General features: G+C 42.4%; 14 protein-coding genes and 3 pseudogenes. 15 read left to right on the top strand and 2 right to left on the bottom strand.

The genetic code is table 11. The annotated features are described in order from the left end of the window. The first annotated feature begins 14 nt into the window (after window positions 1-14). The 6 genes from BLV86_RS14930 (at window position 15) to BLV86_RS14905 (ending at window position 9,392) form a co-directional block, all read left to right on the top strand. Window positions 15-2,138 (top strand): ATP-dependent helicase, encoded by a 2,124-nt coding sequence (locus tag BLV86_RS14930; protein WP_242873331.1) that lies wholly within the window; start codon window positions 15-17, stop codon window positions 2,136-2,138. Between the two features lie 109 nt (window positions 2,139-2,247). Continuing rightward, on the top strand, window positions 2,248-3,660 hold the full coding sequence (locus BLV86_RS14925; RefSeq protein ID WP_090819080.1) for an alanine/glycine:cation symporter family protein: 1,413 nt from the start codon (window positions 2,248-2,250) through the stop codon (window positions 3,658-3,660). Between the two features lie 124 nt (window positions 3,661-3,784). Next, window positions 3,785-4,780 (top strand): hypothetical protein, encoded by a 996-nt coding sequence (locus tag BLV86_RS14920; RefSeq protein ID WP_090819077.1) that lies wholly within the window; start codon window positions 3,785-3,787, stop codon window positions 4,778-4,780. Window positions 4,781-4,950: 170 nt separating this feature from the next. Beyond that, a complete protein-coding gene (locus BLV86_RS14915; protein WP_139297942.1) occupies window positions 4,951-5,358 on the top strand; it encodes a NusG domain II-containing protein in 408 nt (135 codons plus the stop codon). Between the two features lie 338 nt (window positions 5,359-5,696). Next, window positions 5,697-8,282: an FAD-dependent oxidoreductase gene (locus tag BLV86_RS14910; RefSeq protein WP_175456581.1), complete on the top strand. Its 2,586-nt coding sequence runs from the start codon at window positions 5,697-5,699 to the stop codon at window positions 8,280-8,282. A 408-nt stretch (window positions 8,283-8,690) separates the two neighbouring features. After that, window positions 8,691-9,392, top strand: a complete 702-nt coding sequence (locus BLV86_RS14905; protein ID WP_090819069.1) for a zinc ribbon domain-containing protein — start codon at window positions 8,691-8,693, stop codon at window positions 9,390-9,392. 206 nt (window positions 9,393-9,598) lie between these two features. Here the strand turns inward: BLV86_RS14905 and BLV86_RS14900 are convergent, their stop codons facing one another. Next, complete coding sequence (locus BLV86_RS14900; protein ID WP_090819066.1) at window positions 9,599-10,666, bottom strand: anthrax toxin lethal factor-related metalloendopeptidase; 1,068 nt, start codon at window positions 10,664-10,666, stop codon at window positions 9,599-9,601. A gap of 216 nt (window positions 10,667-10,882) precedes the next feature. Beyond that, a complete protein-coding gene (locus BLV86_RS14895) occupies window positions 10,883-11,662 on the bottom strand; it encodes an HD domain-containing protein (protein ID WP_090819062.1) in 780 nt (259 codons plus the stop codon). A 279-nt stretch (window positions 11,663-11,941) separates the two neighbouring features. On the opposite strand from BLV86_RS14895, the gene BLV86_RS14890 reads away from it, so the two are divergent. The 9 genes and pseudogenes from BLV86_RS14890 to BLV86_RS14855 all read left to right on the top strand — a co-directional run. Then, window positions 11,942-12,523, top strand: coding sequence for a flavodoxin family protein (locus tag BLV86_RS14890; RefSeq protein ID WP_031547665.1), 582 nt, complete (start codon window positions 11,942-11,944; stop codon window positions 12,521-12,523). Window positions 12,524-12,630: 107 nt separating this feature from the next. Next, a complete protein-coding gene (locus tag BLV86_RS14885; RefSeq protein WP_090819060.1) occupies window positions 12,631-13,980 on the top strand; it encodes an MATE family efflux transporter in 1,350 nt (449 codons plus the stop codon). Between the two features lie 146 nt (window positions 13,981-14,126). Continuing rightward, on the top strand, window positions 14,127-14,915 hold the full coding sequence (locus BLV86_RS14880; protein ID WP_090819057.1) for an SDR family NAD(P)-dependent oxidoreductase: 789 nt from the start codon (window positions 14,127-14,129) through the stop codon (window positions 14,913-14,915). Between the two features lie 324 nt (window positions 14,916-15,239). Next, entirely contained in the window at window positions 15,240-16,532 is a 1,293-nt protein-coding gene (locus BLV86_RS14875; RefSeq protein WP_090819054.1) for a Na+/H+ antiporter NhaC family protein, read from the top strand. 194 nt (window positions 16,533-16,726) lie between these two features. Beyond that, the gene (locus tag BLV86_RS14870; protein ID WP_090819051.1) at window positions 16,727-17,008 is read left to right on the top strand and encodes a hypothetical protein; all 282 of its coding nucleotides are present in this window, start codon (window positions 16,727-16,729) and stop codon (window positions 17,006-17,008) included. 216 nt (window positions 17,009-17,224) lie between these two features. Then, a complete protein-coding gene (locus tag BLV86_RS14865; RefSeq protein ID WP_090819048.1) occupies window positions 17,225-17,767 on the top strand; it encodes a type IV toxin-antitoxin system AbiEi family antitoxin domain-containing protein in 543 nt (180 codons plus the stop codon). Window positions 17,768-17,818: 51 nt separating this feature from the next. Beyond that, window positions 17,819-18,826, top strand: a pseudogene (locus BLV86_RS14860) (MSCRAMM family protein); the annotation flags it as partial. A gap of 75 nt (window positions 18,827-18,901) precedes the next feature. Continuing rightward, a pseudogene (locus BLV86_RS18825) lies at window positions 18,902-19,024 on the top strand (SpaA isopeptide-forming pilin-related protein); the annotation flags it as partial. Window positions 19,025-19,141: 117 nt separating this feature from the next. Continuing rightward, a pseudogene (locus BLV86_RS14855) lies at window positions 19,142-19,358 on the top strand (IS5/IS1182 family transposase); the annotation flags it as partial.

Below are 19,358 nucleotides of genomic sequence, written 5' to 3'. Positions count from 1 at the left end.
CTTGAGATTCCTGTGTGTCGTATGTTATATTCTGTCCTATGAATTTTTACGATTACCTTATGGAACATGATATACGACTTACTGAGCAGCAGCGTGCCGCGGTTAATGCCGTCGATGGTGCGGTGCTGCTTCTTGCTGTGCCCGGATCCGGTAAGACAACAGTTCTTGTCGCGAGACTCGGGTACATGATTTATGTGAAGCATATAGATCCGGGCAGTATACTTACACTTACCTATACTGTTGCGGCGACAAGGGATATGGCGGAGAGATTCAGAAGTCTTTTTGGAGATAAATATACGGAGAGTCTTGAGTTCAGGACCATCAACGGAGTATGTGCCAGAATCATTAACTTTTATGGTAGACGTATCGGGAAGCAGGCATTTACACTGGTCACTGATGAAAAAATTACCACAGAAATGCTTGGCCGGATATTTCAGCAGGTGGAGAAGACTTATGCAACTGAAAGCGACCTTAAGACTGTAAGAACGCTTATTACCTATATCAAAAACATGATGCTGGACAAGGAGGAGATTAAGAGTCTCGATGAAACAGAAGACATAAAGATTTCCGCAATTTATACAATGTATCAGGAGGAAATGCGGAGCCGCGGACTTATGGATTATGATGACCAGATGGTCTATGCCCTTATGATCCTTAAACGAAGTCCGGAGACACTTTCATATATACAGGAAAAATATAAATACATATGTGTTGACGAGGCTCAGGATACTTCCAAAATACAGCACACCATCATTGGCCTGATCGCATCAGGGAAAGGAAATATTTTCATGGTGGGGGATGAGGATCAGAGCATTTACGGTTTCAGAGCGGCTTATCCTGAAGCACTTCTCAATTTTGAAAAGGAACATCCGGGAGCCAGGGTGCTTCTGATGGAAGAGAATTTCAGATCCAAAAAGCAGATAGTCGATAAGGCGCAGCACTTCATTTCCCAAAATGTTCTGAGACACGAAAAGGTAATGTTTACACATAGGGCTGCGGGTGGAGATTTCAGAACAATAAGTCTTAAGAGCAGGAATGCGGGATACAGTTACCTTTTGAAGGTTGCATCTGATTGTAAGGTTGAAACAGCGGTTCTTTATAGGGACAATGAAAGTGCGCTTCCGCTTGTGGATCTCCTTGAAAGAAATGGAGTGCCCTACAGAATCAAAAACATGGATCTGAGTTTCTTTACCCACAGAACGATAATAGATATATCAAACATTATCAGATTTTCTCTGGACCCCATGGATACAGAGCTTTTTCTTCAGATTTATTATAAAATGAAAACTTATCTGTCAAAGGCTCTTGCAGAGCAGGCTTGTTACGAGAGCAGAAAGCATAAACTTCCTGTGATAGATGCGGCCCTCAGATATTGTAATCTTCCCAAAGGAACGGAGAGCAGTCTTCAGGAGCTGAAGGACCATTTAAAGAATCTTCCAAAGGATAAGGCGGATCAGGCTGTCGGGCGCATAACCAGACAGATGGGTTACAACAACTATCTTGAGCGAAATAAGATGAACGAAAGCAAAATAGCGATTCTCAGGAGTCTTTCGTATCAGGAAAACAGCCCAAAGGGACTTCTCGACAGGTTAGAAGCATTACAGCGCCTTCTTCAGGATAAGGATAATGATCCGGCCTGTATGTTTGTGCTTTCCACCATTCACAGCAGTAAGGGACTTGAATATGACACCGTTTACCTGATGGACGTAATGGATGGGGTGTTCCCTCAGGAGGTTCCGGATATTGCCTGGAAGAGTAGTTCTCTAAGGAAGTCTGCAAGCGGTGATGATCTTCAGGAACTTGAAACCTTTGAGGAGGAACGCAGACTATTCTACGTGGGAATTACCAGGGCGAAAAATGCGCTTTATCTTTTCGAGTATAAAAATGAGGATACTACCTTTATTAATGAACTTCTGGACAGAGGTATCGACCCGGATAAAAGAAGTAAAGCCGGTTCAGCAAGAGCTTTTTCCGGTGGGTACTTTTCCGGCGGTAATTATCTTAAGGATAAAGTTTACGGTTCAAATCATACCGACGGGCTTTATGGCGGCAATAGAGCATACGGAAATTTTGCACCTAAAGTAAAGCTATATGGTGGAAGAGACTTTACAGGCAAAAAAATTTATAAAGAGCATTAAAACTGTTTAACGGAATACTCACAGACTTTACACTGTTACACTTTGACTTCCTAAAGCGCCGGTGTATAATGTTAGAGGTCAAATAACGTAAAGGAATGGGTATCATAAAATGCAGTTATTTCAATTTGTCTACAATTTTCTTTGGGGAGATCTGGTAAAGATCCCGCTTCCGGGAGGATCTTCTCTCGGTCTGTCGCTGCTGGTTATTCTGCTTATACCTGCAGGTATTTACTGCATGGTCATCACCGGATTTCTGCCCATAAGGCTGTTTCCCGAGATGATCAGAGTATCGATGGAGAAAAACGTTGATAAAGATAAAAAGGGCGGTGTATCCGGTCTTGAGGCTCTTATAGTTTCTACTGCCACACGTGTTGGTATGGGAAATCTCGTGGGAGTGGTTGCGGCTGTTTCCGCCGGTGGTGCCGGAGCTATCTTCTGGATGTGGCTCGCTGCCATTATTGGTTCTGCCACTGCATTTGTTGAGGCAACCCTCGCCCAGATATATAAGGAGGAGGATCCGCTTTACGGCGGATACAGAGGCGGCCCTGCCTATTATATTCATCATATGCTTGCGGGTAAAAAGAAAAAGAGTATAGTTGCTGTTCTTTTTGCTCTTTCAGCACTTCTCTGCTGGTGCGGCATAAGTCAGGTTGTGGGAAACTCGGTTTCTTCTGCTCTTGATAATGCTTTCCACGTGCCTCCTCTGGCTACCGCAGTGGTTCTCTGCATACCGGGAGCATTTATAGTTTTAAGGAAGAATGTTACTGTCAAGGTTCTGAACATTATCGTTCCCATCATGGCGGGATTTTATATCTTCCTTACACTTTTTGCCATCATCAATAATATTTCAGAGCTTCCCGGGGTTTTCAGCCGTATATTTACTGAAGCCTTCGGATTGAGACAGGCTCTGGCAGGCGGTTTCGGAGCAGTTCTTATGAACGGTGTAAAGAGAGGGCTTTTCTCCAATGAGGCAGGTTCCGGTTCTGCGCCCTGTGCAGCGGCAAGTGCGGATGTGGATCATCCTGTAAAGTCGGGACTTCTCCAGGCTCTTGGCGTATTTATCGATACCATCATCATATGCAGCTGCACTGCTTTCGTGATCCTTCTGGTTCCGGAGAACATCACAAGTGGACTTAACGGTATGGATCTTCTTCAGGAAGCCATGAGATATCATTTTGGTAATGCCGGTGTGGTTTTCATCGCTGTTACTCTTTGGCTGTTCTGCTTCTCCACATTTTTGGGAATACTTTTCTATGCCCGTTCAAATGTGGCCTATGTTTTTGGTGATAACTGGACTTCACAGACCATATATAAGGCAATAGCTCTTGTGAATCTTTTCATCGGATGTCTTGCGGCATATACCTTTGTATGGGATCTCGGAGATGTAGGCATTGGCCTTATGACCGTCTTCAATATGATTGCGCTTATACCGATGTCAAAGCACGCTGTCAGGGCGCTCAGGGATTACGAAGAAAAGAAGAGCCTTGAAGTGGCAGAACAGCCACAGAGGGCAGCCGGTTAACCGGGTCGCTTCGACAAAAATAAAGAATAATTACAATGGGCAGCCTTGCGAGGCTGCCTTATTTGTATTCCGAAAAAATCCGGTTGCCTCTCGCTTTTTTTAAAAATTCCGCTACAATATAGCAATGAGCGTTTTTCAGAGTATTAAAAATGAATTTAGGATTCCGGGGGCGTTTGAGAACTGGAGTTTTTACAGAAAGAGTCTTACGGATATAGTTCTCTGCGTAGAAAAAAATCCGGAAGAAGGATATCAAAAAGAAAGATATCCGGTCGAAGGATATCTGGGAGAAAGACAGTTAGAAGAAAGACAGTCGGAAGAAGGATATCTAAAAGGAAACGATCCTGACAATAAGCGTTCCGGCAGTATCGCGATTCTTGGCGCCGGGCCTTGCAATGATATAGATCTGGGAAGAATCAGTCAGAGATTTAAAAGCATTGATCTATTTGATGTGGATGAAGATGGGCTCGGGGTAGCTGTAAGAAGATACGGACTTGAGCGTACATCGGGAGTTGGCGTGATAAACGTGAGCCTGACGGGTATTACCGAGGCAGCAACGGAAAGTTTTTTTAACAGGCTTTATATGTATCTGGTTGAAAATGGAAGGACGGTTACGGAGGAAGATTTCATCAACAGATCCATATCCGAGCTTAGGCTGCTGGAAGAGAAGCTATACAAAAGTGTAAAAGATTTTTCAGAGATACTTCCAAAGGGCAAGTATGATCTTATAGTTGCGGCAGGGCTTCACAGTCAACTCTGGAGTATACTGTCATACAGCTGGCATGTTCTTGCCGGTAATGTTTCCGAGCAGATACTTGGCGGCAGACCCATAGATCCTGAACCCTTTCATGATCATATAAAAGAACTGGATGATGCTTTCGTGCCGGTTCTTAATGAAGCTATATTGGAATCAGCAAAACAGCGGGTGGTTCTCGCTTCGGAGTATGATCCTCAAAATCCGGTTGAAGGTGCCTGGCAATGTATAAAAGATGTACGTGAGAGGTATACTTCGGAAAGTATTGGGCTCAGGGAAACTACTCTCAGGTGGCCATTTTTTCCGGAACAGAAAAAGGAATACACCATGCTGGTTCAGGACATAACAAAACTATGTAGATATACATAACGGGATGAAGAACAGTTTTTTTGAATGTAGAATTGTGACTTCTAAGTTGCAAGGATGTGCAGAGATTATTGACAGAAACTAGATTTGAAAGTAAACTTTCAAACTTAGTTGACGGAACGGATTCCTGCTTAGACGGATTCGGTTTATGCCTGCTCCCGGAGGATAAATATATGAATAAGAGAAATATTATTTTACTTGGTATAATTGCGGCTGTCATTGCAATAGGTTTTGGCGCGATGGCATATAGTCATTACAACTCAAAGCCTAAGTATGAGGTTGTAGTGCAGTACGTAGACAGAGAGATCTTCAGGGCACCGCTTAACAAGGACGCTCTTTATATGATAAAAGACGGAGAGGTTTCGGAAGTCCCGGCGGATACAACATTGGCATCAATGGGTGATGAGGGACTGGAGACAAAACACTATATCAACATGATGCAGGTTAAGGATGATTCTGTTCAGGTTATAGAATCAAACTGCGAGAATCAGGTGTGTATCGCCATCGGTACTTTGACTAGCGACACATATGATTTCCCTATAACATGTCTTCCCCACGGACTTATCATAACGATTCAGTGATCTTTGATATGCTCTCAGGGTTAAAACCGTTGGCTTTCTCGCCTGCTTATCTGTAATCTCTTGATGTTATTATTTGTTCGGGTTATCGGCGGGGATAAGTATCAACGATGATTTAGTACGAAAATAGTACAGTAAAAGAAAATAATTTTTTGTATATAATAGCCATGAATTTAGGGATAATTCTCAAATTCATGGCTATTTTTTGGATATCATGGTTAATGATATATCATTCACAAAAAGTTGTACTATTGTAACCGCTTTCAAATTGATATTCACTGTTAATTATGATTAAATATATTAGTATTTTAGTATATATTCTATACTCTAGGAGGAGAAGAATGAAAAGAATTTTTAAGGGCGCAATGGCCATAGGGCTTGTTGCATCAATGACAGCATGTACTGCTCAGCAACCGCCTGCAACAACCACAGCGGCTGCAACAGAAGCAGCAACAGAGGCGGCAACAGAAGCGGCGGCCGGAGGAAGCTTTGTTGCCGGTACTTATTCAGGTTCCGAGCAGGGCTTCGGAGGAAGTGTGACAGTCACTATCACAACAACAGATAGTGAGATAACAGACGTAAAGGTCGAAGGAGATAAGGAAACACCTGAGGTAGGCGGAGCTGCTCTCGAAGAGCTCGCTAATCAGATCAAGACTGCTCAGTCAGCAGAGATCGATGGTGTTTCAGGGGCTACAGTAACATCTACAGCCGCTAAGACTGCAGCTGCAGCAGCTATTGAAGCAGCCAAGAAGGGTGAGCAGCCTGCAGCTAACGATGCAGAGCTTGCATTCACAGCCGGAACTTACACAGGTAAGGGAACAGGTTACAATGGCGAAGTTACTGTTGATGTAACTTTCGATGACAAGAGCGTAACAGCTATCGAAGTTAAGGAGTCAAAGGAAACAGATCAGGTTGGTACTCCTGCATTCGATATCGTTATCAATGATATCATTGCAGCAAACGGAACAGGCGTTGACAGTGTTTCCGGTGCTACATTCTCATCAAGAGCTATCAAGGAAGCTGTTAATGATGCAGCTGACCAGGCAGGTGTAACAAACAAGGATGCATTTACAAACAATGCACTTGAAGTAAAGGCACAGGATACTATCGAAGAGACCTATGATGTTGTAGTAGTTGGTGCAGGTGGAGCAGGTATCTCTGCAGCAGCTCAGGCAGCTCAGGACGGCAACACAGTTCTTGTTATCGAGAAGAATGCTCAGGTCGGTGGTAACACACTTGTATCCGGTGGTCAGTATCAGTCTGTAATGCCTTATCTCGTATGGGATGAGAAGGATCCTGATGCAACTACAGGCAAGGGTTTCGACGGAAATGAGTATAACAAGGTTAAGTCAGTTAAGGGATGTATCGATGAGTTGAAGGTTATCCTTAACTGGTCTGAGGACGAGTTCGACGCTGATTACTACAATGATCACGAGTATGTAGCCGGTGATATCGAAGAGCTTTCAAAGCACGGTGTAGTTAAGGATTATCTTCCTACACTCCAGGCTCTTAAGAAAGAGATCCAGGCATATCTTGACTGGGCACAGCCTAAGCTTGATGCAGGAACACCTGAGTCTGATCTTACACTTTTCTCAACTCTGAACCTTCATATCTTCCAGACCTACTATGGCGGACTTCGTCAGAGTGCTGACAAGTCATCATGGATCTATGGTGATGTTGATCTCGTAACTCAGTTCATCACAGACGGTCAGGATATCAAGCCATGGCTTGAGTCAATGGGTTCAACCTTCGTTGAGGATACACAGCCTACACTTATCGGTGCTCTTTGGTACAGAGAGAATCAGTTCATCGGTGCTAATGTTGATGCTGATGGCGATGGAAAGACAGAAGAGTACGGCGGAAGATGGGGAACATACTTCATGGCTCCTATGACATCTTTCAAGAATGCTAACGAAGCAAACAAGATCATGACACGTACAACAGCTGAAGAGCTTATCGTTGAAGACGGTCGTGTAACAGGCGTTAAGGCTACAATGTATGATGGAACTCCTGTAGTTGCTCATGCAACAAAGGGTGTTATCCTTTCAACCGGTGGTTTCGCCGCAAATATCGCTAAGGTTGTTGAGACCAACGAGTACTGGTCAAGTGAATATCTCAATGATAAGCTTGAGACAACAAACCGTTCATCACTTCAGGGTGATGGTATCAAGATGGCTGAGGCAGCAGGTGCCGATACAACAGGTGAAGGCTTCACACAGCTTATGCCTATCTCTTGGGTAGATGATGGTGATCTTGCATTCGGTGGCGGAGATTATGCTATCTACATTAACCCTACAACAGGTAACCGTTTCGTAGATGAGACTTCTGAGCGTGACGTTCTTTCTCTTGGCGAGTTCAAGAATGGTATCGAGTGGAAGGGCCACAAGGGCGTATTCATCGAGATTGCTAATGCAGCAGTTCCTATCCCTGGACCATATCCATACAAGGATGAGGACGTTGAAGGCAGACAGTATGTAAGAACTATCGGCGAGCTCGCTGATCTCTTCAAGGAGATTGGTTTCGATACCGATGCTGACGCTGTGATCGAGACAATCAAGGATTACGATCAGGCTATCATGACAGGAACACAGCCTAAGGATGTTACAAAGAAGCAGTTCTCAGCTCTTATCGGTGATGCAGAGAAGAACGATGATGGATCATACAAGACTGATACATACAACCTTGATGATGCTAAGCTTCGTGTACGTCTTCTTGCTCCTTCAACGCACCACACAATGGGTGGTATCAAGGTTGACGTTGACCGTCATGTTCTTGATAAGGACGGCAATGTTATCCCTGGTCTCTACGCAGCAGGTGAGGTAACCGGAGGTATCCATGGTGGTAACCGTCTCGGCGGTAACGCTATCACAGAAATCTTCGTATCAGGACGTACAGCTGCTAAGGCTGCAACAGCTGATAACAAGTAATATTATCGGATATAGGTAGTCCGGAGCCGGCGGGCATCCGTTTATATGCGAGGCGCTTGCGGCGGAAAAATCTAAAACAAGCCCCCTAAGAACCACTAGGCCCTCGCCAATGTCAGATATTTTCTTTATGAAAAATCTGACTTGGCGAGGGTGCTAAGGAAAAAGAGATCCAAGTGGTTCTAAGGGGGATTATTTTGATTTTTCTCGTCCTCGCTTAACGCATATAAACGGATGCCCGCCGGCTCTGTCCGGTTCTTGGCTCCGGCAGATCTTAGTAATTTAGGTAATATCTGAATAAATAAGTAAGGTGTATTATCTTTATGTTTCATGTAGTACAATAAGTGGGTTATAAAGCAGATATTTAGTTATATATATACTTTTGGAATTAAGCAACAAACGAGGTTTGAAATGAATTGTCCTAAATGCGGAGCTGATATAGACGCACATACGATTAATTGCCCGAAGTGCGGGAATCCGATCATAAGAATTAAACCCATGAGGGTATGCACCAATTGCGGAAGTGACGTACCGGATGAGGCGGATAAGTGTCCGGGATGCGGAAGAACCATAAAGAGAAGAAAACACCAGACAGCGGGAGGATTTGGTTCGACAAATACGTCAGGTGCCGGTGGGTTCAGTACTTCGGATGCGTCAGGCACAGGAGCATTTGACGGAGGAGTACACAATGCTAAGGGTACAGTCGGAGGTTTTACAGCAGAACTAAAGAAGGAAAAGTACGTCTGGCTTCAGGCGGTTGTTCCCGGAGTGCTGGCATTGGCATATCACTGGCTGGTGTTGAGAGACAATATGGAATTCAATCTGGCTAACACATTTCTGATTTTTGAGGCCCTGGTGTTTATCTTCGGCTATATGGATATAAAAGATCTCGAGAAAAGACCGGAGATGATGGGAGGACTAGTATACAGCAATAGGTTTGTATATATGACTTATTTTCTGCCGATCCTTAGCCTTTGGGAGAGAAAACAGCTTCCGGGGATGAACAGAAGGGCGATGTATCCGCTGGTGCACATAGTGTTGGTTACGATTCTCGTTTTCAGTGTGATGATCAGCATGAATTCTGTTGGGACTGAGATGCGTAGTGTTATTTGATCTTAGTTTAAGATGAGTCCACCGGGGACGGTTTTCGCCGGCGAGAATCGTCCCCGGTGGATTATGATTTTTCACAACTCAGCTCAACGCATTCAAATGGATGTCCGACCACTCGGACCTGCATATGCCTCAGTTGGAAGGTTATCTAACAGTCATTAAACAGAAAGAGCAAGGGTGAACGCCCTTGCTCTTTTGGATTAGAAAAATCAATATGAACTTTGATATGTAGTAACTACCGAAACCAAAGTGCCGTAAGGGGTGGACTTTACGGTTGTTGTCGTGACAGACCCGTCAGCATTCACTACGGTTGTGGTGCCTTCTCCCTGTGAAGCGGCAGACACGGCATTTTCAACTGTTTCGTTTGTTCTGGCAGCACCTTCCTCTGTTTCGATGTTGGCATTGGTATAGCCGGTGTAGGAGGTTCCGTTAGAGGACACGCCTGACACCTGAGTGACGTTTCCGATAGCTCTGGCACTCTGGACTTCGGCAGTTGTCGGATCCTGATATGATGTCTGGCCCGAAGCATTGGCAGAAGAACCGTTATTAATATAAAGGCCTGAAACTGTGGCTCCGCCGGTGATTTCGTCAATGGTGGCGGGAATAGTTACTGTCAGGGCGATGTTTTCTGCGGATGCCGGATAGAGCTCAGTGAAATCCTTCACCAGTTTGTCGATGTAATTGTAGGTATAAGGCGCATAAGCCATGAGAGTGTCCGGGTCTGTGCAGTAGAGACCGAATGCGCCGGCGAAATATTCATTGGCATCGGTCTTTTCGTAAGAGGACACGGGAGAGGATTTTACTTCATATTCAAATATCCTCTTGAACTCATCTGTATCGGATATAAATCTGTCCCCTTCCTCAGTGACCAGGAATTTAATGCCTTTGTATACAACCACTTTCATTTTGGCGTTCTGATCTGCCATGCAAATGTCGTCGAAGTAGTGCCCCATCTCGTGGGTGATGGCCTCGGCCCCACCATAGTCCTGATTTGTAAGTATGATCTTTGCTTCCTGACCTTCCTGACCGGAATAGGCGCCCAGAACACTGTCCACAAGCGGATTGGTATCAAAGAAATAAATCACATTTCCGCTTGCCTCATAAGCCTGCCGTATGGACGCAGGGATCATATTGTACTGATTGGTGACTGCCTGTATCTGGGTTGGATTTACCGAAGAGCCAAAATCCGAAAGGGGAATGGCCGCAAAGGAAGTCAGGGCTCCGCTAAGAGTGATGCCGACCGCAGCCAGGGCTGTAGGTAGTATTTTTTTTATCAATAGTTATCCTCCGTTAGTGTCTTAAGTGAAAATAATTATAAAACGAATACCATTATTTAAAGGTATTAAGTATATGTTAATTGACTATCGGCAATTAACAATAAAATATATAAATCAAAAATGTGACGTTTTTATGTCGTTTGAAAAATGGAGCCTTAATATCTGAATCTGTATATCAGATATTAAGGCTCCAAAAAATAGCGTTAATAGAGGGAATCAGATACTCTCTATGTGTCTGTCTATGTATTTGTTTATGGTCTCTTTTATCATTTTGAATTTCTCTTTGGTGTCTACGACATCACTCTTGAAATCCAGCATCTCATCAAGATAGCCCTGCTGACGGACCTCAATGAAGCTCTGTCTGTAAACCAGTCCGTATACAAAACCGATATGCCCGATGATATAGTCGGCAGGTGTCTTTGAGTGATTTCTGTCAACATTATGTTCTGAGACTATGTCTTCGAAAACATCCTGAGATATGGTCGAAGCTCTGAAATCAGCTTCAGGAATGTCATATATTTCTGCTCTCGGTGTGATGCAGTTGACCTTGATAATGTCTACCTTATCCGCATCTCTCAGGAGATTAACAAAAAGAAGCTCCCGATCACTTAGATCCTCCGGCAGAATGTAGATATTGTGAAGACGAATGACTTTTTCCAGGAGCTCGTCTTCCGAAGAATCCTCCGTGAACAATCTGATATTTCCGTCTATGAACAAGACCTCTGCACTAAGTTCTGCGTGATTGCAGGAGATTTTATCTAAAAATGTATGATATCTCCTTAACTGCTCAAATCTGCCTATGTCATGAAGCATACCGGAAAGCCAGGCTATGTCACGGTCTTCCTGAGACAGATTAAGTGAGTCGGATATTTTGTCGCAAAGTTCTGCTACTCTGTAGGTGTGATCTATCTTGAGTTTTACCTTCACATCCGTAACATCATAGGCTGATGTATAACGGTCAAAAGCTGAAAGTACGTGTTCTCTGTTTATAAGCATTATATATTCCTCTTAAATAAAATTTATACGATATGATGTATCACAGTTTAGGCGAAAACAAGGATTAGTCAAGAGGCAAAGGGTGCGACAAATGATAAACACTGCTTAATTATGGCTGAAAATAAAGATTAAGCGGTGTTGGACGATTTGTTTTATTAACTCAAACTTGTATAATAGGGTTTAAAATGCAGATTGTATTTTAGAATAGAAAACGATCAGATATGCATTCGCATGTAGTAAGTAAACAGCGAAAACATGCTTATAAACAGGAGGTATTTCATGAAAGTATTAATGATCAACGGAAGCAGAAATGCAGCGGGATGTACATTTACAGCATTATCAGAGATTGCAAAGGAGCTTAATGCAGAAGGCATCGACACAGAGATTTTCCATGTGGGCAAGGATGCCGTGGATGGCAAGGTTAATGAGATGGTCCAGGTGGCAATTGAAAAGATGAAGGAGTCAGAAGGACTTATCATCGGTTCTCCTGTTTACTATGCATCACCGTCAGGTGAGGTGATTGCGTTCCTTGACCGTTTCTTCGGGGCAGGATCACAGGTTCTCAGACACAAGCCGGCAGCAGCCATCGCTTCAGCCCGCCGTGCAGGTACCACAGCAACACTGGATGTACTGAATAAATATCTTCAGTATTCGGAGATGCCTCTCGTTACAACCAATTACTGGCCAATGGTTCACGGAAATGTACCTTCAGAGGTCATGCAGGATAAGGAGGGCATACAGACCATGCACGTACTCGGAAAGAACATGGCCTGGATTCTCAAGTGTATAGAGGCCGGAAAGAAGGCAGGAGTTGAGGAGCCCGAAAAGGTTGATAAGATAAAGACGAATTTTATAAGATAAATTTCAATCGGGGACGGTTAAAACCCTCCCCGATTAATGGTTTGTTGCCGTACACTCGTGACTTTAGTCGTAAGTATAGTATTAAATGGGTCTTGGAAGCACACAAAATGGGAAACAGATCAAACACAACGAAAAATCTAACAAAAGTCCCTCTTTGGAGCGGAATATTGATGTTCAGCCTTCCGCTTATAGCATCTAATTTGCTGCAGATCCTTTTCAATATCTCTGATATTGCAGTTGTCGGAAGATTTGCGGGACCGATTGCACTAGGTGCTGTGGGATCCACAACCACGCTGGTGACACTATATACAACCTTTATTATCGGCATTGCAAACGGTGTAAATGTTACCGTGGCTTATACGATAGGCAAAGGCAAAAATGAAGCAGTGAAAAGAGCAGTGTTCACCGCATTCGCCCTATGTCTGATTATAGGTCTTTTTACGATGCTGTTCAGTGAAGTGACAAAGATATGGGTTTTATCATTGCTCAAAACCAAGTCATCTTTACTACCTGGGGCGATGAAGTATCTGAGCATATATTTTCTCGGTATTCCGGCACTTGCAATCTTTAACTTCGGTAATGCTACATACAGCGCAGCCGGTAATACCCGTAAGCCTTTGATGTTACTTACTATATCAGGTTTCATTAATATTCTGCTTAATCTTTACTTTGTAATAGTCATGAACCTGGATGTGGTGGGTGTTGCACTTGCAAGTGTGATCTCACAGTATTTTTCTGCCTTCTGCATTTTGTTTTCCATCATTCGTGAGAAAGCAATGATCGGCTTAGACTTAAGTTTTGCGAATTTTGACAGGAAGATTGCAATGCGTATTCTTCCCATAAGTTTGACTTCAGGTTTAGCTAATGCTATTTTCCAAATTGCTAATCTTTTTGTTCAGTACGGAGTAAATACCTTCGATGCAATTACAGTTGCCGGAGCAGCCGCAGCGCAGAATGCAGACGGGCTTGATTATGATGTAATGGCTGCATTTTACACAGCCGGAGCAAGCTTCATCGGACAAAATTATGGTGCAGGTCTAATGGATCGTGTCAAAAAAACTTATCACATAAGTCTTTTCTATAGTTTTGTAATAGGAAGTATCATTGGTTTAAGCCTGTATATATTTGGAGTTCCGTTCCTAAGGATATTCACTACTGATCAGGCGGTTGTCGAAACCGGAATGTACCGTCTTTCCATAATGGCTTTATCCTATGGCTTTTCTGCGTTTATGGATGATTCCATTGCGGCATCTCGAGGTCTTGGAAAGAGCTTCATCCCAACTGTTATAGTTATTCTTGGTTCCTGTGTGTTCCGTATTATTTGGATTTTTACTGTATTTGCATATTTTAAAACAGTAACGTCACTTTACCTTCTGTATATTTTTTCATGGACTATCACAGGAATAGCAGAAATGATATATTTCAACAGGATTTACAGGGAAGCCTGCAAATCCTAAAGATTAAAAATCAAATGTAATGACGGAGTAGGATTCATGTAACCCAAACCATAATTAAATCAACACCAAAAGAATCTAAATTGTACATTGTGTATGGTTATGCTAAACTAACTACTATAAGAAACGTTTGAAAGGAGAAACGAAAAATGGATCTTAAATTAAAAGATAAGGTAGTCATGATAACCGGTTCAACAGGCGGCGTAGGTGAATCTTTGGTAAGAGCTTTTGCTGCAGAGGGTTGCAAACTTGCAATTTCTTCTACAAAGCAGGAGAAGCTCGACAAACTGGTTCCAACACTCGACATTGCTCCGGATCATCTTCTCACATTTGTTGTTGATGTTTCAAAAGAAGATCAGATAAAGGATATGGTTGAAAAGACCGTAGAACATTTTGGTTCTCTTGATGTCCAGGTAAATAATGCCGGATACGAAGGAAAGAGCATCCCTGTAGATGAGCAGACAGTAGACAACATGATGGCTGTATACAACATAAATGTATTCGGACCTCTGTTTGGAATGAAATATGCCCTTCAGCAGATGAAGAAGCAGAAGCACGGCGCTATTGTTAATATCTCTTCACAAGGATCTATTACAGGTGCTGCCACTATGTCAGCATATGTTTCTTCTAAGCATGCCGTTTTCGGTATATCAAAGTGCGCGGCTCTTGAAGTTGCCGAAATGGGAATCCATATTAACTGCATAGGACCCGGACCTATCGACACCCCTATGATGACAAAGCTTGAAAAGCAGGCACTTGGTGAGAATGTATCGAAGGAAGAAGCTATGAAGATCTTTGCTGCCGCATATCCTGATAAGCGCTATGCAAAACCTGAAGAAGTTGCAGATCTCGCTCTGTTCCTTGCATCAGATATTTCAAGCCATATCACCGGTTCACTCGTCACAATGGACGGCGGTCAGGCAGCTTTAGGAAGATAATAATCGTATTATTGATAAGACTAATAAATATCAAAAGCCTTACGAAGAGTCATTCATCTTCGTAAGGCTTTTATCATTGGTTTATCATATTGTTTTCAGCCAATAGTCTCATAGATCATATCCATGAATCCGCTGAAATTATCATCATAGTGAAGCTGCGTGATCCTGGAAAGATAACCGTCATTATCGTAAGTAAACAGATAATCTAATGGCTGATTGGAACCTCTATCAATATGAACAGAAATAATGTATATTTTACCATATATTTAACTTTCAATGTCATTAAGCCTTGGGAATAACTCAAACTGATGGAGATGTGACCTTATGGAATATATAGTGCTAGGACTATTCTGCATAAGTCTTTTGCTTTGTATATCGCTGAATATTTCAATAATCTGTGCTCTTTTGGCAGGGCTTATTCTGTTCATGCTTTACGGAAGACATAAAGGATTTTCCTGGAAGTCTCTAATATCCATGGCTATCAATGGGATCAAAACCGTTAGTAATATATTGATTACTTTTATCCTTATAGGTGTGATGACTGCACTCTGGAGGGCTTCAGGAACCATTCCTTTTATTGTCTCTAAGGCTTCAACCCTTATTAGACCATCCATTTTTCTTCTTATGACTTTTCTTCTTAACAGCGGACTCTCGGTTCTGACCGGAACATCCTTCGGAACATCAGCAACAATGGGTGTGATCTGTGCCTCCATGGGTTCCACAATGGGAGTAAGTCCGATGCTGACCGGAGGTGCTGTCTTATCAGGTGCTTTTTTCGGTGACAGATGTTCACCTGTATCAACAAGTGCATTACTTGTTGCAGGGATCACCGGAACAGATATCTATAAGAATATCCGCGGAATGATCCGTACTTCCTTAATACCTTTCATTGCAGCTTGCGTTATATATTTTGCGATAGGTTCATCCGTTTCCGCTGAAGGTCCCATTATGGATCTAAAAGATATGTTTTCAACATCCTTCCGGCTCGAATGGATTACCGTCATTCCTGCAGTCACCATTATGCTTCTTATCATTTTACATGTTAATGTTAAGATCGCCATGGGACTAAGCATTCTTTCTGCAATACCTATCTGCCTTTTTGTACAAAATATATCTTTCATTGAGATATTACATACTGCACTAACAGGTTTCACTCCAAAGGATGAGGCTCTTTCTTCCATGCTGAGCGGTGGAGGCGTGCTTTCAATGCTGAAGAGCGGATTAATAGTCTGCATATCATCATCTTATTCAGATATCTTTAATAGGACAGGGCTCCTTGATAACGTAAAACATTCAGTTTCCTCCCTGGCCGGTAAAACTAACCGCTTCACTGCATTATTCTGTTCCTCAATTGGTTCAGCTATAATTGCATGCAACCAGACCCTTACAATCCTTCTCTGTAATCAGCTTTGCAGCGGACTATATAAAGAAAAGGATAAACTCGCTGTTGATCTGGAAGATACAGCAGTCGTTATCGCACCATTAATTCCATGGTCAATAGCCGGAGCTGTTCCTTTGGCCACAGTAGGTGCACCTTCAACAGCAATATTTGCTTCATTCTATCTCTTGTTACTTCCTATTTACAGGTTACGTTCGGCAAGGTATGAGAAAAGCTAAACAAAAGAATAACTTTTTCAAATTCTGGCTCCCTTTGGCGGAGCCAGAATTTTTTTACAAAAAATCTCGAAAAAAAAATAATAACAAAAGAACCCCTCACCTACAACCTTAACGGCGGTAGGATTGATTATAAGAAGCTTTACTATAATGTCGAGACTCCGACTTTCTATATCGAGAATCCGACAAAGCAGGACATGTTCGGTACATTCTACAAGAACGGTGCTGTCATATCTGACCTTTCAGAATCCATTACACTCCGCGCACAGTGGAAGAAGATCCGTAACACTGATCGGGAGCCTTACGATAATCCATCAGGCGGTGATGATGGTCATGGTAGCAATAGTGGTGATGACGCAGAGATCATCCCTAACGATGTCCTTGGATACTTCGGTACAGCTAAGAGAACAAACGAGATTTCAATCCGTACAACGAACGGAATGAAGGACAAGAAGCTGACTCTTAACTACAACTATTGATGCTTAAATCTGAGAATGACATTCAAAAGGATGTGAACTATCCAGAGAAGACTATTAGAAGATATTAAAATGGTAAATAGAGATCATTTGCCATTACAAGATTAGCAAGGACTATGCAGTATTTATGTTTACTGTTCTGTTGGTTGATTAAAAGGTGCAACTGTGATAATATTTACCTGAACATACGCAAATAATATAGAATTGCGGAGGACAAGGATGATATTTACATATGCCGAGTGTGTAAATGAATATGGATCTAAATATCTTGTAAATAAAGCAGTTAAAACAGGACAGCTTTATAAACAGGAAAGTGGTATTTATTCAGATAAAGAGTATGTGCCTGCTCTTGCTGTAATATCTAGGAAATATCCGGATGCTATTTTTACGATGAACAGTGCTTTTTACTACTATGACTTGACGGATGTGATCCCTGAAAAATTTTATTTGGCTACAGACAGGGACGCCACGAAGATTGCAGATGAAAGGGTTGTCCAGATATTTGAGCAGAAAGACCTTCTTGAGCTTGGCTTGACAGCAATGGACAGAGAGGGGTGTTCCATACGCATTTATTCCAGGGAACGTCTTATTGTCGAATTGATCCGGCACAAGAAAAAAATACCCTTTGACTATTATAAAGAGTTAATTCGAAATTACAGAGATATAATATATGATTTGGATATCCCTACCATAGAAGAATATGCATACGAAGTTCCAAAATCTTCCATGATTATGGAAACACTGCGGTTGGAGGTTTTATGATTCACAAGTATTGATCAGTATGAGGACATCCGTGGTAATCTTCCGGATGAGATGATAAAGGATGTAGTGTTCTCATTCTACGATCAAGGCGAAGCCGTTTTCTACGTTAATGACGAGATAGGTTTCTGTTATAACTACGACAGATGGATGCCAGGACGAGTTAATAGCAAGAACGGTTACACCCTTTCATCCAGCGGACTATCTGAAAGCCAGTACAACAATGTGAAGAAACTCATGTACTACGGTGTTCCTAACGACCAGACCGGGCTTTTTGAAGAAGTACTCGGTGTAAGCTATGATTCTGTGAAGGGGTCATTTGAGAATGGCGATGCGGCTCTTAATGTTGTATCAAGCCTTTTATATAGGTTTGTAACAGATGGAGCGCATGAGCCATCAGAGATAAAGGGTATCGACGGATATGTATTTACCGAAGCAAAGGTGGCTGCTTACAGAAATGCTCTTCTCAATGCAATTCAGAATGATACTGCAGAAAGAGGAAATGTATCATTCAATGCGGATGAGGATATAGTATTCACACTTCAGGATGACGGCACATATATGTCAAATGAAGTAACTGTGACAGCATCTGATGATGCAGACCACACACTTAAGCTCACAACAGAAGGCATTACAGTAAACGGAAGTGACGAGTTCACAACAGGCACAAAGATCTGTTTTGTAAGCGATTCTGAGCCTACAGAGATTAAATTCACAACAGAAGACGTTGCACTCAGCTTCTATGTAACTGATTCAAAACACCAGAACGTACTTACTTCATCAACAACCACAGTAGAGCACACTCTTACTGTAAAGGAAAAAGAGGAAGAGGAAATAAATAACGAAATCCCAATCTCAAAGAAGGATGCCACAACAAAGGAAGAACTTAGCCGTGCATTCCTTGTGCTCTATGACGAGGATGGTGATGTAGTTGAGAGCTGGACCTCAAAGAAAACACCACACATCATTAAGGACCTTAAGGACGGATTCTACACACTTGAAGAGATAACTGCACCAGAAGGCTATGATCTTGCTGAAGATATTGAGTTTGAAGTAGTAGACGGAAAAGTAGCTGAAAGCGTAATCATGTATGATGCACCTCTTAAAGAAGAGATTGCATCTGCATCAGAGATTTCAATCCGTAAGACAGATATTACAAACGGTAAAGAACTCCCCGGAGCAAAGCTTAAGATCACAAACGAGGACGGAAAAGAAGTTGAATCATGGACTTCTACAGAGAAGCCTCATGTAATTAGTGTATGCTCAAGAACTAAAATGCCTTGAAATTGCTGACTTTTTTGCCTATACGTGAGATAATTGATGCAAGGAATTACATCATAATTTCTCAAAAACCTTGCACTTTTCGCGGAGAATCCCATGTATAAGAAAAATCAAAATCATCAGTTTAGTCTCGGAGATTTCAATCAGCCAATGGGTCTAAAACTTGATCCAGAGAATAAATGGATAAAAAAAGCTGCTATGATTCCCTGGGATGAAATAGAAGCTGTGTATGCAGATCTGTTTCCTTCTGATTGTGGAATGCCTGCAAAACCACTACGTATGGCACTGGGGGCTCTCCTGATTCAAAAAAAGT

Origin of the sequence: Oribacterium sp. KHPX15, from assembly GCF_900107835.1 — a bacterium.
Lineage (GTDB): Bacteria > Bacillota > Clostridia > Lachnospirales > Lachnospiraceae > Oribacterium.
This window is presented reverse-complemented; position numbering and strand designations above follow the sequence as displayed.